At 62.4% G+C, this 22,954-nt stretch carries 22 protein-coding genes; 12 read left to right on the plus strand and 10 right to left on the minus strand.

The window, feature by feature from the left end; genetic code table 11:
- Nucleotides 1–83: 83 nt before the first annotated feature.
- The 6 genes from AC1DZP_RS17315 (at nucleotide 84) to AC1DZP_RS17340 (ending at nucleotide 4,782) form a co-directional block, all read left to right on the plus strand.
- Complete coding sequence (locus tag AC1DZP_RS17315; protein WP_477304189.1) at nucleotides 84–782, plus strand: DUF2161 domain-containing phosphodiesterase; 699 nt, start codon at nucleotides 84–86, stop codon at nucleotides 780–782.
- A gap of 56 nt (nucleotides 783–838) precedes the next feature.
- Entirely contained in the window at nucleotides 839–1,267 is a 429-nt protein-coding gene (locus AC1DZP_RS17320; protein ID WP_477304020.1) for a DUF930 domain-containing protein, read from the plus strand.
- A 189-nt stretch (nucleotides 1,268–1,456) separates the two neighbouring features.
- Nucleotides 1,457–2,116 carry a TerC family protein gene (locus AC1DZP_RS17325; protein WP_095091573.1) on the plus strand — a complete coding sequence of 220 codons (660 nt, stop codon included), beginning with the start codon at nucleotides 1,457–1,459 and terminating at the stop codon, nucleotides 2,114–2,116.
- A gap of 147 nt (nucleotides 2,117–2,263) precedes the next feature.
- On the plus strand, nucleotides 2,264–3,577 hold the full coding sequence (gene rimO / locus AC1DZP_RS17330) for a 30S ribosomal protein S12 methylthiotransferase RimO (RefSeq protein WP_477227203.1): 1,314 nt from the start codon (nucleotides 2,264–2,266) through the stop codon (nucleotides 3,575–3,577).
- 99 nt (nucleotides 3,578–3,676) lie between these two features.
- A complete protein-coding gene (locus tag AC1DZP_RS17335) occupies nucleotides 3,677–4,537 on the plus strand; it encodes an acyltransferase family protein (protein ID WP_477304022.1) in 861 nt (286 codons plus the stop codon).
- Entirely contained in the window at nucleotides 4,498–4,782 is a 285-nt protein-coding gene (locus AC1DZP_RS17340) for a hypothetical protein (protein WP_477304024.1), read from the plus strand. Before AC1DZP_RS17335 ends, AC1DZP_RS17340 begins: the two co-directional genes overlap by 40 nt.
- Nucleotides 4,783–4,830: 48 nt before the next feature.
- Here the strand turns inward: AC1DZP_RS17340 and AC1DZP_RS17345 are convergent, their stop codons facing one another.
- The 8 genes from AC1DZP_RS17345 to AC1DZP_RS17380 all read right to left on the minus strand — a co-directional run bounded on the left by AC1DZP_RS17345 (nucleotide 4,831) and on the right by AC1DZP_RS17380 (nucleotide 13,080).
- The gene (locus AC1DZP_RS17345) at nucleotides 4,831–5,898 is read right to left on the minus strand and encodes a BMP family ABC transporter substrate-binding protein (protein WP_457153392.1); all 1,068 of its coding nucleotides are present in this window, start codon (nucleotides 5,896–5,898) and stop codon (nucleotides 4,831–4,833) included.
- A gap of 50 nt (nucleotides 5,899–5,948) precedes the next feature.
- Nucleotides 5,949–6,869 (minus strand): ABC transporter permease, encoded by a 921-nt coding sequence (locus AC1DZP_RS17350; RefSeq protein WP_095091569.1) that lies wholly within the window; start codon nucleotides 6,867–6,869, stop codon nucleotides 5,949–5,951.
- Complete coding sequence (locus tag AC1DZP_RS17355; protein WP_477304026.1) at nucleotides 6,869–7,999, minus strand: ABC transporter permease; 1,131 nt, start codon at nucleotides 7,997–7,999, stop codon at nucleotides 6,869–6,871. The genes AC1DZP_RS17350 and AC1DZP_RS17355 overlap by 1 nt, the downstream gene beginning before the upstream one ends.
- Complete coding sequence (locus AC1DZP_RS17360; protein WP_477304028.1) at nucleotides 7,996–9,573, minus strand: ABC transporter ATP-binding protein; 1,578 nt, start codon at nucleotides 9,571–9,573, stop codon at nucleotides 7,996–7,998. Before AC1DZP_RS17360 ends, AC1DZP_RS17355 begins: the two co-directional genes overlap by 4 nt.
- Nucleotides 9,574–9,706: 133 nt before the next feature.
- Nucleotides 9,707–10,687, minus strand: coding sequence for a quinone oxidoreductase family protein (locus tag AC1DZP_RS17365; RefSeq protein WP_477304030.1), 981 nt, complete (start codon nucleotides 10,685–10,687; stop codon nucleotides 9,707–9,709).
- Nucleotides 10,688–10,709: 22 nt separating this feature from the next.
- Nucleotides 10,710–11,516: a phosphatidylcholine synthase gene (pcsA, locus tag AC1DZP_RS17370; RefSeq protein ID WP_477304032.1), complete on the minus strand. Its 807-nt coding sequence runs from the start codon at nucleotides 11,514–11,516 to the stop codon at nucleotides 10,710–10,712.
- A complete protein-coding gene (locus tag AC1DZP_RS17375) occupies nucleotides 11,513–12,127 on the minus strand; it encodes a DUF1326 domain-containing protein (protein ID WP_095091806.1) in 615 nt (204 codons plus the stop codon). The genes pcsA and AC1DZP_RS17375 overlap by 4 nt, the downstream gene beginning before the upstream one ends.
- A gap of 14 nt (nucleotides 12,128–12,141) precedes the next feature.
- On the minus strand, nucleotides 12,142–13,080 hold the full coding sequence (locus AC1DZP_RS17380; protein WP_477304034.1) for a DUF2182 domain-containing protein: 939 nt from the start codon (nucleotides 13,078–13,080) through the stop codon (nucleotides 12,142–12,144).
- 71 nt (nucleotides 13,081–13,151) lie between these two features.
- Between AC1DZP_RS17380 and AC1DZP_RS17385 the strand changes: the two genes are divergently transcribed.
- Nucleotides 13,152–14,360 (plus strand): UbiH/UbiF family hydroxylase, encoded by a 1,209-nt coding sequence (locus tag AC1DZP_RS17385; RefSeq protein WP_477304036.1) that lies wholly within the window; start codon nucleotides 13,152–13,154, stop codon nucleotides 14,358–14,360.
- Between the two features lie 178 nt (nucleotides 14,361–14,538).
- Nucleotides 14,539–14,862 carry a heat shock protein HspQ gene (gene hspQ / locus AC1DZP_RS17390; RefSeq protein ID WP_167392389.1) on the plus strand — a complete coding sequence of 108 codons (324 nt, stop codon included), beginning with the start codon at nucleotides 14,539–14,541 and terminating at the stop codon, nucleotides 14,860–14,862.
- A 73-nt stretch (nucleotides 14,863–14,935) separates the two neighbouring features.
- On the opposite strand, the gene AC1DZP_RS17395 is transcribed toward hspQ, so the two are convergent.
- Nucleotides 14,936–15,565, minus strand: coding sequence for an invasion associated locus B family protein (locus AC1DZP_RS17395; RefSeq protein WP_095091562.1), 630 nt, complete (start codon nucleotides 15,563–15,565; stop codon nucleotides 14,936–14,938).
- Between the two features lie 232 nt (nucleotides 15,566–15,797).
- Here AC1DZP_RS17395 and AC1DZP_RS17400 point away from each other — a divergent pair, with 232 nt between their 5' ends.
- Both AC1DZP_RS17400 and AC1DZP_RS17405 read left to right on the plus strand, forming a co-directional pair.
- Nucleotides 15,798–17,618 carry an extracellular solute-binding protein gene (locus AC1DZP_RS17400; protein ID WP_477304038.1) on the plus strand — a complete coding sequence of 607 codons (1,821 nt, stop codon included), beginning with the start codon at nucleotides 15,798–15,800 and terminating at the stop codon, nucleotides 17,616–17,618.
- Nucleotides 17,619–17,636: 18 nt separating this feature from the next.
- On the plus strand, nucleotides 17,637–18,317 hold the full coding sequence (locus AC1DZP_RS17405; RefSeq protein WP_477304040.1) for a DsbA family oxidoreductase: 681 nt from the start codon (nucleotides 17,637–17,639) through the stop codon (nucleotides 18,315–18,317).
- A 38-nt stretch (nucleotides 18,318–18,355) separates the two neighbouring features.
- Here AC1DZP_RS17405 and AC1DZP_RS17410 read toward each other — a convergent pair whose 3' ends face one another.
- Nucleotides 18,356–18,784, minus strand: coding sequence for a hypothetical protein (locus AC1DZP_RS17410; RefSeq protein WP_477304042.1), 429 nt, complete (start codon nucleotides 18,782–18,784; stop codon nucleotides 18,356–18,358).
- Nucleotides 18,785–19,381: 597 nt separating this feature from the next.
- On the opposite strand from AC1DZP_RS17410, the gene AC1DZP_RS17415 reads away from it, so the two are divergent.
- On the plus strand, nucleotides 19,382–21,274 hold the full coding sequence (locus AC1DZP_RS17415) for an ABC transporter ATP-binding protein/permease (protein WP_477304044.1): 1,893 nt from the start codon (nucleotides 19,382–19,384) through the stop codon (nucleotides 21,272–21,274).
- Between the two features lie 271 nt (nucleotides 21,275–21,545).
- Nucleotides 21,546–22,910 carry a magnesium transporter gene (mgtE, locus tag AC1DZP_RS17420; RefSeq protein ID WP_477304046.1) on the plus strand — a complete coding sequence of 455 codons (1,365 nt, stop codon included), beginning with the start codon at nucleotides 21,546–21,548 and terminating at the stop codon, nucleotides 22,908–22,910.
- Nucleotides 22,911–22,954: the final 44 nt, after the last annotated feature.

The following is a 22,954-nucleotide window of genomic DNA, read 5'->3' on the forward strand; positions in this document are numbered from 1 at the left end:
AGAGCTGTTCGGCAAAGGAGACTGTCTCCTGCTGTGAGCTGGCAGGAAGGCTTTTTGCGCCGAATCGGCTAAGTCTCCTGTGTATGAACGAGACCTCACTTTATGCGCCGGTGAAGCAGTTCCTCGAAGGCCTCGACTTCCTCGTGAAGGGTGAGATCGGTGGCTGCGACATCGTTGCGCTGCGCGACGGAGAGCCGCCTATCGTCGTCATCTGCGAGCTGAAACTGCAGTTCAATCTTGAACTGGTACTGCAGGGCGTGGACCGCGCGACGGCCTGCGACGAGGTGTGGCTGGCCGCGCGCATGTCGGTCCGGGGCAAGGGACGCGAAGGCGATGCGCGGTTTCGCAATCTCTGCCGCCGGCTTGGCTTCGGCCTGCTTGGCGTGACCGCGACCGACCGGGTCGAGGTGCTTCTCAGCCCGATCGCCGTGGCGCCGCGCAAGAATGCGCGGCGGCGCTCTCGCCTGGTCGACGAGCACCAGCGCCGCCGCGGCGATCCCGTTGCGGGAGGAGGATCGCGCAATCCGATCATGACCGCCTATCGCCAAAGCGCGCTTGCCTGCGCCGCCGCCATGGCGGACGGACCCAAGCGCCCGCGCGATCTGACGGCGCTGACGCCGATCGCGCCGAAGATTCTGCGGCACAATGTCTATGGTTGGTTCGCGCGCGTCGACCGCGGCCTCTACGATCTCACGGATGCCGGCCGTGCCTCGTTGGTCCGTTGGCCGCAACCATCGCATGATGAATCTCGACACGCAATTTTGAACGAACCGGCCATTTGATTGAAGGGTCCTGCAGGCTTCGGGGCCCTCCCCTTGGTTGATTTTTCCGGTAAAATATGATGCTTGTCCCACCCATGAAGAAGCTCTGCATGATGGCCCTGGCGTCCGTGACACTGGGTTTTGCGTCCGTGAAACTGGGTTTCCCGGCCAACGCAATGGACAATGCCTTGCGCGCCGGCCTGTTGAAACTCGATCCCCAAACCCGTCTTGAACAGCGTTGTGACGCCGAAGTGCTCGACCGGATCACCCATGACGATCGCAAGTTCAAGGCGGATCGCGTCGTTGCCTACGCCTTCGCGACGCCCGAGATGGGCGCCGATGCAATCAGAAGTCCGGGTGCTGCATTTCGTAGCAAGGGGCAATGGTACCGGTTGAAATTCAAATGCCAGACGGCGCCCGACCATATGGAAGTATTGCAGCTCCGCTATCGGATCGGCGACGAGATTCCGGAAGCCGAGTGGGCAAAGTATAATCTCTACGATTGATTGGCAGTTGGCCGCGGTGGTTCTGCCCGGCTACGGGCGCGCGCGGCCGCTCCCTCAACGCGGCTTCAGTGCAAAGATGGGTTTGATCACGTCGCCGTGAGTGATCCCTTGACGCCAAGGGACCACCAAGTTAGGGCCGGTCCTGAATAATCGACGAACACTCGGCAAATCAGCAAGGGCTTCCGGTCGATGGACATTTTCAGCGCTGCCAGCCTGACCGCCTTGCTCCAGGTCATCGCCATCGACCTCGTGCTTGCTGGCGACAATGCGATCGTCATCGGCCTTGCCGCTGCCGGCCTGCCGGCCGAACAACGCAAGAAGGCGATCCTCATCGGCGTGCTGGCGGCAACGGTGCTGCGCATCGGCTTTGCCGCGGTTACCATCAAGCTGCTGGCGATCGTCGGCCTGCTGCTGGCCGGCGGCATCCTGCTGCTGTGGGTCTGCTGGAAGATGTACCGCGAGCTGCGCACATCGCATGCCGATGAGCTGGAAGCGACCGAGGCGCTGTCGAACTCCGATCTCAACAGCGACAAGATGGTGGCCGGCAAAACCAAGCGCAAGACGCTCGGCCAGGCAGCGTTGCAGATCGTCGTCGCTGACGTGTCGATGTCGCTCGACAACGTGCTGGCGGTCGCGGGCGCCGCGCGCGATCATTTTCCGGTGTTGGTGATCGGCCTCGTGCTGTCGATCGCGCTGATGGGGCTCGCCGCGACTTTCATTGCCAAGTTGCTGCATCGCCACCGCTGGATCGCCTATATCGGCCTGCTGATCATTCTCTATGTGGCCGTGGACATGGTCTACCGCGGTGCGGTGGAAGTCTGGCCGCATGTAAACAACGTGGTCAGCTGAGGCGGCTGCCGGCTGCGTCTTCGATCCGGAAGAGCATGGTCGCAAGCGCAGTCGCCGTGCGTTTTGCCGCATCGAAGGCGTGCCCATACCAATGCCGCAATAAGTGTGGTACTGCGCCGGCAATCCTGAAAAGCCCGGAAACCCTCTATGTCCGCTCCTCGCGTGAGTTTTGTCAGTCTTGGATGCCCGAAAGCCCTTGTGGATTCGGAACGCATCATCACGCGCCTGCGCGCCGAGGGCTACGAGATCGCACGCAAGCATGACGGCGCCGACCTTGTCGTGGTCAACACCTGCGGCTTTCTTGATTCCGCCCGCGACGAGTCGCTGAACGCCATCGGCTCCGCGCTTTCGGAAAACGGCCGGGTCATCGTCACCGGCTGCCTTGGTGCGGAGCCGGACGTCATTCGCGAGAGGCACCCCAATGTGCTGGCGATCACCGGGCCGCAGGCCTATGAGAGCGTGATGGCCGCCGTTCACGAAGCGGCGCCACCTTCGCACGATCCCTATATCGACCTGCTGCCGCCGCAAGGCGTCAAGCTGACCCCGCGCCACTACGCCTATCTCAAGATTTCCGAAGGCTGCAACAACCGCTGCACCTTCTGCATCATCCCGGCGCTGCGTGGCGACCTCGTCTCGCGGCCCGCGGCCGACGTGCTGCGCGAGGCCGAGAAACTGGCCAAGGCCGGCGTCAAGGAGATCCTCGTCATCTCGCAGGACACAAGCGCCTACGGCATCGACATCAAGTACCAGACCAGCATGTTCGGCGACCGCGAAGTGCGGGCGAAATTCCTCGATCTTTCCGAGGAGCTGGGCAAGCTCGGCATCTGGGTGCGCATGCACTACGTCTACCCCTACCCGCATGTCGCCGATGTCATCCCGCTGATGGCCGACGGCAAGATCCTTCCCTATCTCGACATCCCGTTCCAGCATGCTTCGCCGCAGGTGCTGAAGAACATGCGCCGGCCCGCCCATGGCGAAAAGACGCTCGAGCGCATCCGCGGCTGGCGCGAGGTCTGCCCGGATCTCGCCATCCGCTCGACCTTCATCGTCGGCTTTCCCGGCGAAACGGACGACGATTTCGAAATGCTGCTCGACTGGCTCGACGAGGCCAAGATCGACCGCGCCGGCTGCTTCAAATACGAGCCAGTCCGGGGCGCCCGCTCCAACGACCTCGGTCTCGAACAGGTCCCGCAAGAGATCAAGGAAGCGCGCTGGCATCGCTTCATGCAGCGCCAGCAGAAGATCTCGGCGACGCAGCTGGCCAGGAAGGTCGGCAAGCGCCTGCCGGTGCTGATCGACGAAGCACACGGCACATCGGCAAAGGGCCGCACCAAATACGACGCGCCCGAGATCGATGGCTCGGTGCATATCCAGTCGCGCCGTCCGCTGCGCGCCGGCGACATCGTCACTGTCAAGATCGACCGCGCCGACGCCTATGACCTCTACGGTTCGGCGGTCTGACGCTGCCGTATTTACTACACCTGGCGATAGTTCAGCCCGCTTAACCCGTTAAGCCGCGATCCGCAGTATGGTTTCCAGACCGTAAATGCGGAAATTCGGATGGACGTCAGACCTGCCAGGCGGGATCACATCGCGACGCTGGACCTGCTCAGGCTGGCGGCGGCGCTGACCGTTGTGCTGTTTCACTATTTCTTTCGCGGCGCGGCCGCTGAAGGCTTCCTTGGCGAGGCGTATCCACGTGCAGCACCGTTCGCCATCCATGGCTATCTCGGCGTCAATCTTTTCTTTCTGATCAGCGGTTTCGTCATTGCCTGGTCGGCGGAAAACCGGCGCTGGGACCAGTTCGCGATCGCACGTTTCGTTCGCCTCTATCCGGGTTTCCTGCTCTGCATGACGATCACTTTCGCGATTGTCGTGCTTGCCGGCACACCGCTGCTTCCGGCCTCGTTCGCCCAGTATGGCGCCAATCTGACGATGTTCGCGCCAGCCTTCGGCCAGCCCTTCGTGGATGGCGTCTACTGGTCGATCGTTCTTGAACTGGTTTTCTACGGTTGGGTGACGCTGGCCTTGTTCACCGGGCTGTTCCAGAGACACAAGCTGGAATTGATCTTCATCTGGCTGGCGATCTCGGCCTTGAACGAATTCTTCCTCGGCAGCGGCGCGGCAAGGGTGCTGTTCATCACCGAGTTCGCGCCGTTCTTCGCCGCCGGCGTGCTGGTCCACCACCTCCACGCACATGGCCGTTCCCTGCCGGCCTTGCTGCTGCTCGCGGCATCGTTCCTGATCTCATGCGTCACACTGTCCGTGACCCAGCACTGGATGCAGGATCACTATGGCATCGCCGTTTCGTCGGCCAATCTCGTCGTCGCCAATGTCGTCATGCACGCGGCCTTGACGGCGCGGTCCTGTTGCGTCATCGCGTGCGGTCATCGGCGCTCACCCTGGCGCTGGGTGGGCTGACCTATCCGCTCTATCTCCTGCACCAGAACATCGGTTATCTCGTCATCAACGCCGCGGCTCCCCTGGTCGGCAAATGGTTTGCTGCCTTTGGCTGCACCGCACTGATGCTCTTTGTTTCGTGGGCGATCTGGAGCGCCTGCGAACGACCAGCGCAACGGCTGCTCAGGATTTGGCTGGGCCGCGCGGTCGATGTCGGCTTGGCAAGGTTTCGTCGCACCCAGGCCGCGACGCAACCCGCCGAATGAAAAAGGGCGCCCTGCGGCGCCCCTTTCCTTTTTGGAATCTCGCGCCGCTTACTGCGGCAGCTTGTCGTCAACGCCCTTCACATAGAAGTTCATGCCCAGCAGCGTGCCGTCGTCGGCGACCTCGCCATCCTTCAGCCACGGCGTGCCGTCCTGCTTGGCGATAGGTCCGGTGAAGGGGTTCCAGCCGCCGGCGATCTTCTTCTCGGTGGCTTCGGCCATCGCCTTCACGTCGTCGGGCATGTTGGTGAAGGGGGCGAGCTTGACCGCGCCGTCCTTGATGCCGAGCCAGACATTGTCAGGCTTCCAGGTGCCGTCGAGAGCCGCCTGGACCCGGCTGATGTAGTACGGACCCCATTCGTCGGTGAGCGAGGTCAGCTGCGCGTTCGGCGCGAACTTGATCATGTCGGAGGACTGGCCGAAGCCGTGCAGCTTGCGCTCCTCGGCCACCTGCAGGGCAGCGGTCGAATCGGTATGCTGGACGACGATGTCGGCGCCCTGGTCGAACAGCGCCTTGGCGGCGTCGGCTTCCTTGCCCGGATCGAACCACGAGTTCACCCAGACGATCTTGGCCTTGAAGTTCGGGTTGATCGACTGTGCGCCGAGCATGAAGGAATTGATGCCCATCACCACTTCGGGGATTGGGAAGGAAACGATGTAGCCGGCAACGCCGGCCTTCGATTCCTTGGCGGCGATCTGGCCGAGCACATAGCGGCCTTCATAGAAACGGGCATTGTAGATGCCGAGATTGTCACCGGTCTTGTAGCCGGTTGCGTGCTCGAACATCACCTTGGGGAATTTCTTGGCGACCTTCACTTCCGGGTCCATGAAGCCGAAGGAGGTGCCGAAGATGATCTTGCAGCCTTCGCGCGCCAGGCGCTCGAACGCACGGTCGGCATCAGGGCCTTCGGAGACGTTTTCGAGATAAGCGGTTTCGACCTTGTCGCCGAGCGCCTTCTCCACCTCGAGACGGCCCTGGTCGTGCTGGTAGGAGTAGCCGAAATCACCGATCGGGCCGGTGTAGACCCAGCAAGCCTTCAATTTGTCGGCTGCCTCTGCGGACGCCGCCAGCGAAACTGCCGCTGTCGTGGTCATCAGGGCAATAAGCAGTTTTTTCATTGTGTTACCTCTCTGTGTTAAGCCTTGGAGCTTCCCGTTTGTTATTATTGTCAACGATCCGGAACGAATGGCTGCCCCAAGGAAGCCGGCGTGTTCATCATCGTCAGACGCTTGTTGCGCGAGATTAGAACGAGAACCACGACGGTTGCCAGATAGGGTAGCGAAGAAAGAAACTGTGACGGCACTGGAATGCCAAAAGCCTGTGCATGAAGCTGGCCGATCCACACCGCGCCGAAGATGTAGGCGCCGGCCAGCACCCGCCATGGCCGCCAAGAGGCGAACACCACCAGCGCCAGCGCGATCCAGCCGCGGCCGGCTGTCATGTTCTCGACCCATTGCGGCGTATAGACCAACGACAGATGGCCGCCGGCCAGACCGGCACAGGCGCCGCCGAAGATCACCGCGAGATAACGATAGCGGATGACCTGGATCCCCAGGGCATGGGCTGACGTGTGGCTGTCGCCGATCGAGCGCAGCGTCAGTCCGGTACGGGTCTTGAACAGGAACCACATGACGGCCGCGGTCAGCGCGATCGAGATGTAGAAGATCGGATCCTGCCCGAACAGCAATCTGCCGACGACGGGGATCGAGGTCAGCCCGGGGATGTCGAGGTTGGGCAACCGTTCGCCGGGCTGGCCGACAAAGCTCGTCCCCATCATGCCGGACAGGCCGAGGCCGAGCAGCGTCAGCGACAGGCCCGTCGCCACCTGGTTGGTGGCCAGCGACAGCGTCATGACGGCAAACAGCAGCGAGAATACCGCGCCCATGGCGATCGCCGCCAGGAGGCCGATCCAGGGTGATCCGGTGAGATAGCTGGCGCCGAAGCCGCCGACGGCGCCCATGATCATCATGCCTTCGACGCCGAGATTGAGCACGCCGGAGCGCTCGACCACCAGTTCGCCGATCGCGGCGATCAGCAGCGGCGTTGCCGCCGTGGCGATGGTCAGAAGGATGTTTATGGTGATGTCCATCAACGGGCTTCCTTCAACTTTGGCGCGGCTTCGAGTTTCGCATCGCTTTCCGGTTTGGTCAGCGCCAGGCCGATCAGGCGAATGCGGTAGTGAATGAGCGTGTCGCAGCCGAGCACGAAGAACAGCAGCATGCCCTGGAACACCCTCGCCACCTTGTCGGAGATGCCGAGCGCGCTTTGCACCGCTTCACCGCCGAGATAGGTCAGCGCCAGCACCAGGCCGGCGGCGACGATGCCGAGTGGATTGAGGCGGCCAAGGAACGCCACGATGATGGCGGTGAAGCCGTAGCCGGGCGAAATGACAGGCTGCAGCTGGCCGATGGCGCCCGAGACTTCCGAGATGCCGGCAAGGCCCGCCAGGGCACCCGACAGCAGGAAGGCGAAGAACACCATGCGGTTGAGGCCGAAGCCGGCGAAGCGCCCTGCCCGCGGGCTTGAGCCCAGCACGCGGACTTCAAAACCCTTCAGCATGCGGCTCATCAGGATCCAGACCAGCACCGCGGCGACCAGGGCGAAGACAAATCCCCAGTTTGCCCGTCCGGCATCCGGCATCAGCTCCGGCAGTACGGCCGAGTCGTTGAACTGAATGGTCTGCGGGAACCCATGGCCTTGCGGGTCGCGCCATGGTCCGCGCACCAGCCAGTCAAGGAAGAGCTGCGCGACATAGACCAGCATCAGGCTGGTCAGGATCTCGTTGGTGCCGAAGCGCGTCTTGAGCAGAGCCGGGATGGCCGCATAGGCGGCACCGCCGACCATGCCGAGCAGGAGCATCAGCGGCAACACAAGCGGGCTTTCGAACTGCGGAAACAGCACCGGAATGATCGAGCCGACAATACCGCCCAGGATGAACTGGCCTTCGGCGCCGATGTTCCAGATGTTGGCCTTGTAGCAGACCGACAGGCCGACAGCGATCAGGATGAGCGGCGCCGCCTTGATCGCCAGTTCATGCAGCTGCCAGACCTGGCTGACCGGCTCGATGAAATAGATCCGGAAAGCGGTCAACGGGTTGACGCCAAGCAGCGCGAACATGATGGCGCCGGCGACGATCGTCAGCGCAAAGGCGATGAATGGCGACAGGGCCGAGAACAGCGCGGAGCGCTGTGGGCGTTTGACGAGTTCGAGGCGCATCATGCCGTCTCCAGCGTATGTTCGGCGTGGCCGGGCTCGGCACCGCCCATCAGCAGGCCAACCTTTTCGAAGGTCGCCTCGGCGATCGGCAACGGTTTGGACAGTTCGCCATTGTGCATGACCGCGATCGCATCCGATATCTCGAACAGCTCATCGAGATCCTGGCTGATCACCAGCACCGCCGACCCGCTGCGCGACAGTTCGATCAACGCCTGGCGGATGTGAGCGGCGGCACCCGCGTCGACACCCCAGGTCGGCTGGTTGACCACCATGACGCTCGGCCGGCGGTCGAGTTCACGGCCGACGATGAATTTCTGCAAATTGCCGCCCGAAAGTGCCGCGGCTTCCGGATCCGGCGCGCTCTTGCGCACGTCCATCGCCACGATGATGCGTTGGGCGGCGGTGTAGATGGCAGCGCTCTTGACCATTCCGCCGGCGCCGACAAACGCCTTGCCGTCGGTGGCGTGGCGCGACAGCAGCAGGTTCTCGGAAAGCTTCATGCGCGGCGCGRCACCGTGGCCGAGGCGCTCTTCCGGCACGAAGGCAGCGCCCAGCAACCGACGTCCGGTGATGGTGAGGCCGCCCGCGTCCTTGCCACGGATGCGCACGGAAGCGGCATCCTGCTGCAACACCTCGCCGGAGACGGATTCGAAGAATTCGCCCTGGCCGTTGCCGGCGACACCGGCAATGCCGATCACCTCGCCGGCGCGGACATTCAGGCTGATGCCCTTGAGCGGTATGGAGAACGGCGTTGCCGGCTTGCGGGTGAGGTTGCGGATCTCGAGCAACGGCTGCGCCTTGTCGATCCCCTCGACCGGCGCACGCACCACGGCCTGCACTTCGTTGCCGACCATCATGCGGGCCAGCGACGAGGCTGTTTCCTCACGCGGATTGCAGTGGCCGACCACCTTGCCATGCCGCAACACGGTGGCGCGGTCGCAGATGCGTTTGACCTCTTCAAGCCGGTGCGAGATGTAGAGGATGGATTTGCCTTCCGAGCGCAGACGCTCCAGCGTCTCGAACAGCTTGTCGGCCTCCTGCGGCGTCAACACCGAGGTCGGCTCGTCCAGGATGATGAGCTGCGGCGTCTGCAGAAGGCAGCGGATGATTTCGATGCGCTGGCGTTCGCCGACCGACAGGTCGCCGACCAGCGATTCCGGATCGAGCGGCAGGCCGTAGCTGTAGGAAAGCGCCCTCGCCTTCGCCGCGATGCTGCTGATCGGCGAACCGTCATCGAGCGACAGCGCGATGTTCTCGGCCGCGGTCAGCGCCTCGAACAGCGAGAAGTGCTGGAACACCATGCCGATGCCGAGCTTTTTTGCCGCGCCCGGGCTCGAAATCCTGACCGCCTGGCCGTTCCAGAAAATCTCGCCGGAATTGGGCTCCAGCGAACCGAAAAGCATCTTGACCAGCGTCGACTTTCCGGCGCCGTTTTCGCCGAGCAAGGCGTGGATTTCACCCTTGGCGATGTCGAGATCGATATGATCGCACGCCGTCAGGGTGCCGAATATCTTGGTAAGACCACGGACCTCGAGCAGGTTCGTGCCGTCCTGATTTGCACTCACAGTGCCTCCCATCTGGTTAGCCAGATATGTTCTGTGTTCCCGCAAGCATGGTAGGCGCGGCCGGCTCTCATCGGAAAGCGGCACGCGTCTTGAAAGAGCTTCAAGAATTTCAGCGGAAATTCAAGGGATAGCAAGGCAGAAGGGACTAAGGGATGAGAATGGTGGTCCCTGTTGTCCTGCGGCCCTCGAGGTCGGAATGCGCCTTGCCGGCGTCCTTGAGCGCGTAGCGCTGGTTGATCTTGATTTCGACGGCGCCGCTGAGCACGACCTCGAACAGGGCGGCGGCGGAGGCCTCGAGGTCCTCGCGTTTCGCATTGTAGACGAACAAGGTCGGCCTTGTGGCGAACAGCGAACCCTTCTGGGCCAGCAATGACATGCTGAACGGCGGGATCGATCCCGAGGACTGGCCGAAGCTGACGAACATGCCGAGCGGCTTGAGGCAATCGAGCGACGCCGGAAACGTGTCGTTGCCGACCGAATCGTAGACGACGTCGCATTTCCCGCCACCGGTTATGGCGGCGACGCCGGCAACGAAATCCTGCTCCCTGTAGTTGATGACGTGATCGAAGCCGTGCGCCTTGGCGAGCTCAATCTTGTCGGCTGAACTGGCGGTGCCGATGACGGTCGCGCCGAGATATCTAGCCCATTGCCCAAGGATCAGCCCAACGCCGCCGGCCGCGGCATGAAACAGGATCGTGTCGCCTGCCTTCACCTTGAAGGTGCGCCGCAGCAGATACTCGGCGGTCATGCCTTTGAGCATCATCGCCGCCGCCTGTTCGTCGCTGATGCCGTCCGGCACCTTGACCACTTGGCCGGCCGCGATGACGCGTTGCTCGGCGTAGGCGCCGCCGACATTCGTCGCATAGGCAATGCGGTCGCCCTGCTTCAGCCAGTCGACGTCCTGGCCGACTTCCAGCACCACGCCGGCAGCCTCGCTGCCCGGAACCAGTGGAAATCCGCCAGGCGGCGGATAAAGGCCGGTGCGATGATAGACATCGATGAAATTGAGGCCGATCGCTGTATGCCGGATCAGGATCTGCCCCGATCCCGGGCGGCCAGGATCGGTGTCCTCATAGGTCAGGACTTCCGGGCCACCATTGGCGTGGATGCGGATCGCTTTGGACATGGGCTGAACTTCCTTGGGCTGATCAGGCTTTTTTGGCACCGAGATTTGGAAAGAACTGCATGACGCCGCCGATGCAGGCAAGGTAGAGTCCGGTAATTGAGATGCCGATCTTGGTGAAGGTGCTGACCTGCTCGCCCAGCACGCCGATCTGATCGTAGAAGGCAGCGAGTGCCGCCTGCGCCAGCGCCAGTGCACCGAAAGCGCACCACAAAAGCGTCATCGCGAGGTTGATGCGCCGCAGCCGCACCACCCGCACCGGGTGGATGAAATTGATCGGCACGAAAGTCAGAATGCCGGCCACCACCACCACCGCGAACGAAACCCATTGTCCTGGCTCGATGACGAACAGCGTGAACACCACCATGTTCCAGACCACGGGGAATCCCTTGAAGAAATTCTCCTTCGTCTTCATGCCGGTGTCGGCATAGTAGATGGCGCTGGAGACGACGATGATCGCCGCCGACAGGAACGACAGTCCCTCGCCCATGAAGCCGCGCTGGTAAAGCGCGAAGGCCGGGATCAGGACATAGGTCACGTAGTCGATGATGTTGTCGAGCATTTCGCCCGACCAGGTCGGCAGGATCTCCTTGACCTCGAGCTTTCTGGCGATCGGCCCGTCGATGCCGTCGACAAACAAGGCCAGCCCCAGCCACCAGAACATCGCGGTCCAGCGCTGTTCGCTCGCGGCCACCAGCGACAGGAAGGCCAGGAACGAGCCCGAGGCGGTCAGCAGATGGACGGAGAACGCCCTCGCCTGCGGCCAGGTGACTTTCTTCTTCGGTCGCGGAATCCGGTCCCTGATCTTCTTGGCCGTTGTGTTCTTGCTCACGGGCCCCGCCAATCCAGCTTGCAGATTTCGGCCGACCGGCCGGCGAAATTCCAGTTTCGGCCGAAAGCCCGCATCTTGCTCTTGTCGGACCTGGCAACGATGATCTCAGGCGCGATCCAGTATTCCGAATTGCTGATCACCGTATCCTTGTCGCGGTCCTTGCCGGGGATCGGCGTGACCGCCCCGTCGATGATCTTCGGTATCTGGAAGATGCGTGTCCTGTCACGCGTCTCATAGGTGATCGGCACTTGTTCGACACCGAGGAATTTGCCGACAAGGATGGAGAGCAACGATGTGGTCCCGCCCGCCTTGCCGGTGAAAATCTTGGTCAGCGCCTTGACCGCATAGACCGAGGCGCGCTTGTCGATGAACAGCCCGGCGGTCCAGTTGCCGCGGCTCATATAGCCGGGGATTTCCATGATCAATCCGAGATTGAGCCCCGACAGGTCGACCTCGCCGAAATGGCCGGCGTCGATGCGGAAACCCGCCCAGGTCTGGCAATAGCCTTCGGTCGGCGGATGACTGCCTAGCGACAGCACGCAGGGGCAAAAAACCGTGCAATTGCAGGAGAGTACGAGCTCTCCCTTCATCGCCCAGCTCTGGTCTGACATCGACTTTCCCCCACTCATCGCGAGACTACTAGCAGCGCTGCTGCCCAGACAAGCAGTATCGCACCGGCCAGCCGGGTTGGAACCCTGCTCGTCGTCTGTTTTTCGATCAGGGTGAACAGCCCGATCAACGCCATCCAGAAGACGTTCATCACCCCGACAGCGAACATCACCAGCATCAAAGCCCAGCAGCAGCCGAGGCACCACAGGCCTTGCGCGACGCCAAGCCGGAAGACGCGGACGGGCCTCGCGCTCCAGTTCGCGAACAGGATCGAGAACGGGTTCCTGCATTTCTTCAGGCAGGCTTCCTTAAGGCCGCTGAATTGGTAGAGGCCAGCAATCAGCAGAGCGAGCGCGCCGGCAATACCGACGACGGGGTCGAGCAACCCGCTGGGCGAGGCGGATGCATGAATGGCCAAGGTCAGCGCCGCGAACATCGTCGAGGCAGCGAGCCAGACACCGAGGTAACCGGCAACCAGCACCAGCGGATGGACGACCGGCTCGCCCTTGATGCGAGCCGTGTCGGCAATCTCGCAATAGGTGCGGATCATCGGTGCGGCCGAAGGCAGCATGGTGGCGATCGCCATCAGGAACCACATCAAGACGAGCGCGCCGGCCTTGAGGCCGAGGCTTCCGTCGAGCGGCGTCGGCGACAGGCAGAGCGCAAAGAACCGTTCCAGGAAATCCGGTAGAGGCATTCGTGGCAGGTTGCGCAGAAGCGCGTCGCCAGGGGCGCTGACGCCCGCAATCCGCCCTTCGGCGCTGCGGATTGCCATCGCGGCAAGCAACAGCCAGGCAAGCAGGATGCAGGCGCCGACAACGACGTTTGCCGTCACGCGGGGACTGCGCGCGATGTTCGCCATGGCGCGGCCGGCGCGGTCGAGATGGCTGAAGTCGTCTTGCTGGCCGGTCATGACATCCGAATGAGCCGAATCGCCGCGTTGATCAAGCGGCATGAATTGACCTATATGCTGGATCGACTGGCAGGTCGGGTGGGCTGCCTCGCATTGCAAGCCGGAAGCCGATCTTGGAGCATCGAGACACTGCGCGGATACTGGTTGCTGGCACGGGGCCGGCAGGGTTGATCGCGGCGCTCGCTTTCGCCGAGGCCGGTTTCCCGGTGACGCTTGTCGGGCCCGAAGCTTCTGCCCCCGATGGCCGCACGACGGCCCTGATGAACCCCGCTCTACAGGTGCTTGCGCGGCTGGGTGTGCTCGAAGACATCAAGCCCAAAGCGGCGCCCTTGAAGGTGATGCGCATCGTCGACGCGACCCGCCGGCTGATCCGTAGCCCCGTCGTCACCTTCCGCGCCAGCGAGATCGGCGAGGACCAGTTCGGGTTGAACCTGCCCAACAGCGTTCTCAATCCCGCACTCGCCCGCACGGTTGCTACGCATACCGGCATCGACTGGCGAAGGTCGATGGTGGCGAGTTGGCATCTCGACGCCGAACATGCCCGTGCCGTGCTGATCGACGGCAGCACGGTGGATGCTTCCCTGGCGGTCGCCGCCGACGGACGGCTTTCGCCGGCACGCCAGGCGGCCGGCATCTCGACCTCGGCCCGCTCCTACCCGCAGGCCGCTTTTGTCCTCAATTTCCGTCACAGCGGCGATCATGCCTTCACCTCGACCGAATTCCACACCGAGACCGGTCCGTTCACGCAGGTTCCGCTGCCCGGCAATCGCTCGAGCCTAGTCTGGGTGGTGAAGCCCGAGACAGCAACGGAACTCGCCGCGTTGGACGATGCGACGCTTTCCGTGCGGGTCGAACAGCAGATGCAGTCAATGCTGGGCCGGGTGACGGTCGAGCCGGGCCGGCAGATTTATCCGCTTTCGGCGGTGACGCCGCTGCGTTTCGCGCGGGACCGTGTGGCGCTTGTCGGCGAAGCCGCCCACGTATTTCCGCCGATCGGCGCGCAAGGCCTCAATCTCGGTATCAGGGATATCGACGATCTCGTTGGTATCGCTGGAGAAAATCGCACCGACCCCGGCGCTGCGAAGGCCCTTGCAGCCTACGATTTCAAACGCCGCCCCGATATTCTGGCGCGCAGCAGTGCGGTCAATCTGCTCAACATGTCGCTGCTTTCCGACATGCTGCCGGCGCAGATGGCCCGTGTTGCCGGGCTCGGCGTGCTCGGTGGCTTCGCGCCGCTTCGCGCCTTCTTCATGCGCGAGGGGCTTCGTCCCGGCAGCGGCTTTGCGGCGCTGGCCGGCGGCCTGCGAAAGCCGGCGCGCTGATAGCGATCTTCCCAACATTCCGCCAATCCGCGTCCTCGGCGAATGTCGACATCGGCGGCCTGCGGCAAAACCTTTTCGCCGCGTCCTGCGTAGCTTCAAGGCGCGACCAAAACGCGTCGGGATTGAATTGATGCCCAGTCTGCGCCAAATAAGTTCAAGGAATTCAGTGGTGAGTACGATGAAAACAGCCAAATTCGCGATCGGACAGGTGGTTCGCCACCGGCTGTTTCCCTTCAGGGGCATCATTTTCGACGTTGATCCACAGTTCGCCAACACCGACGAATGGTACGAAGCCATCCCGGCCGACGTGCGGCCGCGCAAGGATCAACCCTTCTATCACCTGCTCGCCGAAAATTCGGAAACTGAATACATCGCCTATGTCTCCGAGCAGAACCTGCTCGAGGATCAGTCGGGCGAGCCGGTCCGGCATCCGCAGATCAAGGAGATGTTCGACAAGAGGCCGGACGGGCGCTACGAGCCGAAACGGCAGTCGAGGCATTAACCGACCAAACGACAGGCGCAAAAAAAGCGGGGCATGACCCCGCTTTTTTGTTAGGCCGGCAAAAACCGGCTGATCAGTTGGCGGTCTTCGCCTTGTCCTGCTCTTCCTTGAGCTTCTTGGCGAAATCCTGGTTGTTCTTGGCGACGAAGTCCTGGAGCTTCTTCTGCCGGTCTTCGATATCGGACTGCTGCAGCGGCGGGCCGTCATAGGCGCCGCTGAAACCCTGCAGGGCGATCTTGATCGGGTTCTGCTGGTTCTGGAAATTGACCGAGGTCAGCGTGATCGCCTGGCCCTTCTTGAAGGCACCGACGAGCTGGTCGGTGAGCGGAACTTCGGCCACGCAACGATCCGGGAAGCAAATGACGTAATCAAGCTTCACGGCCTTGCCGGTATCGATCTGCAGGCCAATGCCGGGAGGCACCAGACGGCCGGTCGGGACCGTCACCTGGAACACCTTGCGGTTCACCTTACCCTTCAGCTCGATCAGGCTGACGCCGGTGATCAGCTGGCCGTTACCGGCGGTGGTGATGTTCTGGACGTTGCAGATGTCGACGTCTTCTTGCTTGGTGCAAGCCTTGAACCAGCCTTGCGGAATTTGCTGTTGCTGCTGTGCGGAAGCAGCGGGAAGCCCTGCGCCCAGAAAGCCGACCACGCCAGCGGCCATGACCGACAGGCGGTACGCGTTGCTGTTCAGGCTCGTCATGTCGTGCACTTCCTCTCAAATGATCCCGGGACCGGCTTCTTCGTGCCGTGTGGTCCAGCTACCTGTTGCCAAAATGAGGCAACAGAATGACTTCGGGGGGCGTGTTACACTGCAAGCGATGTCGAATCCAGCCCGCCACTTGTAATTCTTGATGACGCCATTGGCCGGCACGCAGTTGCCTCATGCTAGGGTGCGCACCGAATCATCAAGCCGACCCAGTAAGGAGACGGTCATGGGCCGCGTTCTTGTTTGGCTGATCACCGCGATATCGTTTCTCGCCCTTTCGCATCAGCCGGCCGCATCGGAGCCGAAGCACGCCATCGCCATGCAGGGCGAACCGGCTTTGCCGTCCGACTACACGCATTTCGACTACGTCAATCCGGACGCGCCGAAGGGTGGCTCGATCACCTATTGCGTCGTCGGCAGCTTCGACAATCTCAATCCCTTCATCCTCAAGAGCCTGCGCACGACGGCGCGCGGCATGATGGATCAGACCTACGGCAATCTCGTCTTTGAGCCGCTGATGCAGCGCAACTACGACGAGCCCTTCAGCCTGTACGGCTTGCTCGCCGACACCGCCGACATGGATCCGGAGCGCAAAAGCATCGAGTTCCATCTCAACCCGAAGGCCAAATGGTCCGACGGCCAGCCCGTGACGCCGGAGGATGTGCTGTTCACCTACGATGTCTATACTGACAAGGGCCGTCCACCATACAGCGCCCGCATGAGCCTGATCGCCAAGCTCGAAAAGTCCGGTGATCACAGCGTGCGCTTCACCTTCAACGACAAGGCCAATCGCGAGACGCCCCTGATCATCGCGCTGACGCCGATCATCCCCAAGCATGCCTTCGACAAGGAGACGTTCGACAAGACGACGCTGAAGCCATTGATCGGCAGTGGCCCCTACACCGTTGCGCAGGTACAGCCTGGCCAACGCATCGTTTTCAAGCGCAACCCGGACTATTGGGGCAAGGACGTCTCGGCCAAGCGCGGTTTCGACAATTACGACCAGATCACCATCGAGTATTTCCTCAACGCCAACGCCAAGCTCGAAGCGTTCAAAAAGGGCCTTTGCGCCATCGACGACGACGGCGATCCGGTCAAGCGCGAGCGCGACCTCGATTTTCCGGCCTTCCACAAGGGCGATGTGGTCGCCGAAACCTTTGACACCGGCATTCCGCCCGTGGTGACCGGTTTCCTGTTCAACATGCGGCTGCAGAAGTTCGCCAACCCGGTGGTGCGACGTGCACTCGGCATGCTCTACGACTTCGAATGGGCCAACAAGAACCTGTTCGGCGGCAAATACGCGCGCGCGATGAGTTACTGGCAGAATTCCGAGCTTTCCGCGCTCGGTCATCCGGCTGACGACAGGGAAAAGGCGCTGCTGGCGCCCTACCCCGGCCGCGTACCGGCCGATGTCATGGATGGCACGTACCGGCCACCGGTCACCGATGGTTCAGGGCAGGATCGCAAGGTGCTGAAAGCGGCCTTCGCTCTCTTGAAAAGCATCGGTTATCACGTGCAGGACGGGACGATGCTCGATCCCGACGGCAAACCCTTTGGCTTCGAGATTCTGGTTGCTTCGCAGGACGAGGAGCGCCTTGCCGGCATCTATCAGCGCACGCTGGAGAAGATCGGCATCGACGTCACCATCCGCAGCCTCGACGGCGATCAGATCCAGTCGCGCAAGCAGCGCTTCGATTTCGAGGCGCTGATCGGATCGAGCGGCTTCAACAATTCATTGTCGCCCGGCATCGAACAGCTTGGCCGATGGGGATCCGAAGCGGCCAAGGCCGAAGGCTCGTTCAACCTGGCCGGTGTCGCCGATCCGGCGGTTGATGCGGCGATCGACACGATGCTGCGCGCGCGTTCAAAGGAAGACTATGTCGCGGCCGTCAGGGTGCTCGACCGGCTGCTGATCTCCGGCAACTACATGGTGCCGACGCAGTACAACACGCAGCAATGGATTGCGTACTGGAACTACCTGGAACATCCGCAAAAGACGCCCATATTTGGGTATCAACTGCCAAGCTGGTGGCGCAAGCCGAACTGAGGATTTCGGGAGATCGAGATGAGTGAGCTGAACGCCATCACCGTCGACGTGGTGTCCGACGTCGTCTGCCCATGGTGCTTCATCGGCCAGAAGCGGCTCGACAGGGCGATATCAGCTGTCGGCGACACCGAGGTGCATGTCCGCTGGCGGCCGTTCCAGCTCGATCCGACCATTCCGCCGCAAGGCAAGGATCGCCGCGACTATATGCTGGCCAAGTTCGGCAGCGACGATCGCATCCGCGAAATTCATGCCCGCATCGAGCCGCTGGGCGAAGCCGAAGGCATTTCGTTCGCGTTCGACGCCATCAAGGTGGCACCGAACACGCTCGATGCGCACCGCCTGATCCGCTGGGCCGGCGCCGCCGGCGAAGCCGTGCAGAACCGACTGGTGCGCCGCCTGTTCCAGCTGAATTTCGAAGAAGGCGCTGACATCGGCGACCATGCCGTGCTGGTCGAAGCGGCGCGCGAGGCCGGCATGGACGCATCCGTGGTTGCCACGCTTTTGCCGACCGAGGCCGACGTCGAGGCGGTTCGCACCGAGATCGCCACCGCCTCGCGCATGGGCATAACAGGCGTGCCGTGCTTCCTGATCGAGGGCAAATACGCGGTCATGGGCGCACAGGATGCCGATACCCTGGCCGATGCCATCCGTCAGGTGGCCGCCGCCAAGGCGCGCGGCGAATTGGAAAAGGCCGGCTGAGACCGGCTGCCCCTGCCCTTATGAGGCGGGAGCCGGCGTCACTTCACGGTCACCTTGGCCTTGCTGATGAAAAATCCGTGGCCATTCGTGGCCGTGCAGGTCAGTCCCTTGGTTGTGGATTCGCACGAGAATGGCCCTGCGCTCCAGCTTTTGCCGTAAGCGAGCTTGGTGACATCACTGCAGCATGGCTGCTCGCCGGGGTTCTTGATCAAAGTCGCCGGCCCCTTGGGTCCCAGGATGATGGTGACATAGCTCGGCGCGACGCGTGAGCAGCTGAGTTCCGGGCCACCGTCCTGCGGCTCATAGGTGCTGGTGCCGCCCTTCGGGGTGTAGATGCCGCCAATGTTGCCGGACGGCGTGTTGAACTCGATCTGGCCCTCGGCGCCCGCCGGAATGCTCTGCTCGGCGGCCTGTGCCAGGGGGTGCCAGGCAAGGAGGAACAGGGTTGCGGCTGCGCGTACAAGCATTGGAAGCTTCCTCATTGGAGAACCGGACATGCATGGGTGCCGACAGTGCCCGGCAAGGTTCAATCCCGAACGAAGCAATTGTCAAACGCGGTTCCTGACCTCACCCAACGGGCCCGGATGTGCCGCCCGGCGCGCCTGCCGCAACGACCGTTTCGGGTCACTTTTCTGCCTCTGGCGAGGTCACGAACGGAAGATTTTCGAAGATTCGGTCAGTCCGCAGTCAAGAAATTTACCAGTCAATTAGATTTTCGAGTTCACAAACCCGTGTGAAAACCTTCCCTAAAGGAAACTTCACCGATGGCCCTCCCGCGTCCCTCAACAAATTGAAATCAATAGCAATATTCCGCTTTTGCCGATCCGTTTGACGGCGCTTCGACCCGGCAATCTGTTGCCTCATGGCAACGGTCGTCCGGGGTAATCCCTTTGGCCAGCTTTAAAAATTAATAGAAAATGATCAATTGGTGTTACCATCCGTAACAAAACAAAAATGGTTTGGGCGGGATCGTGATTCGGGTCGATAGACCAACGCAAGAGTCAGTACCGGAAAAAACACCTCGCGATGCCGCACGGCCATCGCTTCTGACGCCGGTATCGTCGATGCGTACCTTCTGGGGCCTGATGCGGGCCTACTGGGTCTCGGATCGGTGGAAGGAAGCCTGGACGCTGACGCTGGTGATCGCGCTGCTCACGGCGCTCTCCAGCAAGGCCGGTGTCTGGTTCGCCGAAGCCTCCGGCGAGCTGGTCAACTCGATCGCCTTCTTCCATGACGCAGCCAACACCACGCCGCTTCGCACGCTGCTGGTCAATGCCGGCATCCTCGTGCTGCTGGTCCTGCTCAAGGACGCCGGCTTTACCGGCATCCGCAATCTTGTCTCGGCGACCTTGCACCGCAAATGGCGTGGTTGGCTGGACAGCCGCTTCAACGAAGCACTGCTGGACAACAATCATACGCATTTTCATGCCCAGCATGCGTCGACCGGCAGCGGCGCAACGGCACCTGACAACATCGACCAGCGCGTCCAGGAATCCATCAAGGACATGACCGGCGGCGCCATCGGGCTCGCCATGGGCGTGCTGGGCGTCGCCACCTCGCTCTATTTCGTCGGCCAGAAGCTGCTCGAAAACTCCGTCGAGGTGAAGGGGCTGGAGTTCCTCGGCAGCTATGGCAGCGCCGTCCTCGCTTTCCTCGCCGTCGCCACCTATGTGCCGCTGAACACCTGGATCGCGGTTAAGCTCGGCGGCCTGCTCGAGCGCCTCAACGTCAGGATGCAGCAGGCCGAAGGCAGCTATCGCGGCGAACTGACGACGTTCCTGCGCCGCAGCTTCCATGTCGCCGCGTCCCAGGGCGAAGGCGTGCAGAGGACGATGCATGGCCGGCTCTATGTCGATATCGACGGCACATGGACGCGGCTGAACATCGTCAACACCGTCTACATGTCGTTCGAACTGATCTACAATTTCATCGGCGCCCGCATCGTCGCCTACGGACCTGGCCTGGTGCCGTTCATTCACAACGGTCTCGATCTCAAGGGCTACATAACCGGCTCCGAGCTGGTCAATTCGCTGATCGGCCAATGTTCGTGGTTCATCCACGTCATGCCGGCCATCGCCACGCTGCGCGCCAACAGCCAGCGCGTGACCGAACTGGCCAATGCGATCGAGAACGTCCAGCATCCGCAGGAGTTCTACAGCCAGACCGGCCGTTCCGACTTCCACTACGCCAGCCAGAACCCGGTTTTCGGCCTGACGATCCAGAAGCTCGAACTGGCGCATCAGGGCGAGGACGCCACGCCGTTCCTCAGCGCCGCCAATTTGCGCTTCAGGCGCGGCGAATGGACGTTCCTGAAAGGCGAATCCGGTTGCGGCAAGACCTCGCTGATCAAGGCGATCAACGGCCTGTGGCCCTATGGCCATGGCACCATCGTCTTCCCGGAGGGCGTGAAGAGTTTCTATGCCGCCCAGGAGGTCAAGCTGCAGCAGGTGACGCTGAAACAGCTGGTCTGCCTGCCGGGCTCCGAGCACAATCATAGCGACGCGGATGTCGCGGCGGCGCTGTACAAGGCCGGCCTTGGCGACTTCATCTCGCATATAGGCGACGCAAGCCGCGAAGGCAAAAGCTGGGACCAGGTTCTGTCGGGTGGCCAGAAGCAGAAGCTGGTGGTGGCGCGCATCGTGCTGCAGCAGCCGGGGCTGCTGTTCCTCGACGAGGCGACCGGCGCGCTTGATCCGGAGGGCAAGATTGCCTTCCACCAGGCCATCAAGGACAACTGCCCCGATGTCACGGTCATCAGCGTCATGCACGAGGCGGTGGCGCCGAGATCGCTGACCGGCGCAGAATTCTACCACAGCATCGTCGCGATCGCCGACGGCGTCGCCACCAAGAAGCCCCTGGTTCCGACCCTGCCTGTCGAACTCACCACGATTCTTGTCCAGCCAAGGCCGGTCGAGGACAAGTGGCTGCGCTTCTCGCGCCGGCTGAAGCAGAAATAGCGGCAGTTGGATCTCGGCCGGCCGCGCCATGCGGCGGCCGCTGATCACAGTCTCGCGAGTGGTGCCATTCGGCACCGTTTTTCATCCTCACCACGATTGACTCGGCAAGGCGCGCACCTATGTTGCGCCGGCTTGCAGACAGTCAAACGCGAACCCGCAAGCGGAAAGGTCACAGCGCCATGCCTGGCGACAGTCACAGTCGAACGCAACAGCCGTCCGCCTAGACGTGACCTGAATGGTTCATGTCCTGCCGGACGGCAAGGAGTGAGCCATGAACGAATTTACCCCCGTAGCGAGCGACGAGGCCGTCGCGATCGCCCGTATCCTAGCCAACGATCACGTCGCCGACATTGTCGAGGCCCTGAACAGGGAGCCGCGAGAGAGCGCGACGGAACTGCTTTGCGAAGTCACGTTCGAGCGGCTGGTCGAGATCTTCGACCAGCCTGAACTCGACCGCGCGCCCGAACTCATGGAGGCGCTGCCGCGCGCCAAGGCGGGCAAGCTGCTCACCRCCATGTCGGAAGACCGCGCCGCCGACATCCTGCGCGAGCTGGACGAGCCGGCTCGTTCCGAGTTGCTCGGCGGGCTTGCGCCGCCGCTGCGCGCGACGCTGCTTGCCATCCTGGGCTACCCCGAAGGCAGCGCCGCATCGATCATGACGACGGAGTTCGTCAGCGTGCCTTCGGACTGGACCGTGGGCCGCACGCTCGACTACATCCGCAAGGTCGAGCGGACGCGCGAAACCGTCTACGCGATCTATATCGTCGATCCGCAAACGCACCTCCTGATGCGGTCGACCGGCCTGCGCCGGCTGATCACCGGGGAGCCGGAGGATTCGATCATGACGGTGGCGCCGGATCGCGCGCCGGTGACGGTCACCCCGCTGACCGATCGCGAAACCCTGGCGCAGACGATCTCGAAATACGACCTGCTCGCCGTCCCGGTCGTCGACCACGGCAAGATCCTCGGCATCGTCACCATCGACGACATCATCGACGCGATGATCGAGGAGACGACCGAGGACGTGCACCGTTTCGGCGGCATGGAGGCGCTCGACGAGCCGTACATGAAGATGAGCTTCCTCGCCATGATCAAGAAGCGGGGCGGCTGGCTGTGCGCCCTGTTCATCTCAGAGATGCTGACGGCCAACGCCATGCAGAGCTATGAGGGCGAGCTGGACAAGGCGATCGTGCTGACGCTGTTCATCCCGCTGATCATGAGCTCGGGTGGCAATTCCGGCTCGCAGGCGACCTCGCTGGTCATCCGGGCGCTGGCGCTGCGCGAGATCGGTCTTCGCGACTGGTGGCGGGTGGCGCTGCGCGAGCTGCCCACCGGCCTCGTGCTCGGCGCCATGCTCGGCGTGGTCGGCATCGGCCGCATCGCGCTCTGGCAATATATGGGCTTCTACGACTATGGGCCGCATTGGCCGCTGATCGCCACGACGGTCGGCGTGGCACTGGTCGGCATCGTCACCTTCGGCTCGCTGTCGGGGTCGATGCTGCCGTTCGCCCTGAAACGCATCGGCTTCGATCCGGCCAGCGCATCGGCCCCGTTCGTCGCCACGCTGGTCGATGTCACCGGGCTGGTGATCTATTTCTCGGTGGCGCTGGTGATCCTGCGCGGCACCCTCCTGTAGCAATTCCCAGATCTCCGCCGTGGCAAGACCCTTGCCGCGGTGGA

Source organism: Mesorhizobium sp. P2_F8 (genome assembly GCF_056403655.1).

What these genes read in the sequence shown, in the direction of transcription:
- AC1DZP_RS17315 (WP_477304189.1), top strand. Translation starts at nt 84, where the DNA reads ATGAACGAGACCTCACTTTATGCGCCGGTGAAGCAGTTCCTCGAAGGC.
- AC1DZP_RS17320 (WP_477304020.1), top strand. Translation starts at nt 839, where the DNA reads ATGATGCTTGTCCCACCCATGAAGAAGCTCTGCATGATGGCCCTGGCG.
- AC1DZP_RS17325 (WP_095091573.1), top strand. Translation starts at nt 1,457, where the DNA reads ATGGACATTTTCAGCGCTGCCAGCCTGACCGCCTTGCTCCAGGTCATC.
- rimO (WP_477227203.1), top strand. Translation starts at nt 2,264, where the DNA reads ATGTCCGCTCCTCGCGTGAGTTTTGTCAGTCTTGGATGCCCGAAAGCC.
- AC1DZP_RS17335 (WP_477304022.1), top strand. Translation starts at nt 3,677, where the DNA reads ATGGACGTCAGACCTGCCAGGCGGGATCACATCGCGACGCTGGACCTG.
- AC1DZP_RS17345 (WP_457153392.1), bottom strand. Translation starts at nt 5,898, where the DNA reads ATGAAAAAACTGCTTATTGCCCTGATGACCACGACAGCGGCAGTTTCG.
- AC1DZP_RS17350 (WP_095091569.1), bottom strand. Translation starts at nt 6,869, where the DNA reads ATGGACATCACCATAAACATCCTTCTGACCATCGCCACGGCGGCAACG.
- AC1DZP_RS17355 (WP_477304026.1), bottom strand. Translation starts at nt 7,999, where the DNA reads ATGATGCGCCTCGAACTCGTCAAACGCCCACAGCGCTCCGCGCTGTTC.
- AC1DZP_RS17365 (WP_477304030.1), bottom strand. Translation starts at nt 10,687, where the DNA reads ATGTCCAAAGCGATCCGCATCCACGCCAATGGTGGCCCGGAAGTCCTG.
- AC1DZP_RS17375 (WP_095091806.1), bottom strand. Translation starts at nt 12,127, where the DNA reads ATGTCAGACCAGAGCTGGGCGATGAAGGGAGAGCTCGTACTCTCCTGC.
- AC1DZP_RS17380 (WP_477304034.1), bottom strand. Translation starts at nt 13,080, where the DNA reads ATGCCGCTTGATCAACGCGGCGATTCGGCTCATTCGGATGTCATGACC.
- hspQ (WP_167392389.1), top strand. Translation starts at nt 14,539, where the DNA reads ATGAAAACAGCCAAATTCGCGATCGGACAGGTGGTTCGCCACCGGCTG.
- AC1DZP_RS17395 (WP_095091562.1), bottom strand. Translation starts at nt 15,565, where the DNA reads ATGACGAGCCTGAACAGCAACGCGTACCGCCTGTCGGTCATGGCCGCT.
- AC1DZP_RS17400 (WP_477304038.1), top strand. Translation starts at nt 15,798, where the DNA reads ATGGGCCGCGTTCTTGTTTGGCTGATCACCGCGATATCGTTTCTCGCC.
- AC1DZP_RS17405 (WP_477304040.1), top strand. Translation starts at nt 17,637, where the DNA reads ATGAGTGAGCTGAACGCCATCACCGTCGACGTGGTGTCCGACGTCGTC.
- AC1DZP_RS17410 (WP_477304042.1), bottom strand. Translation starts at nt 18,784, where the DNA reads ATGCTTGTACGCGCAGCCGCAACCCTGTTCCTCCTTGCCTGGCACCCC.
- AC1DZP_RS17415 (WP_477304044.1), top strand. Translation starts at nt 19,382, where the DNA reads ATGCGTACCTTCTGGGGCCTGATGCGGGCCTACTGGGTCTCGGATCGG.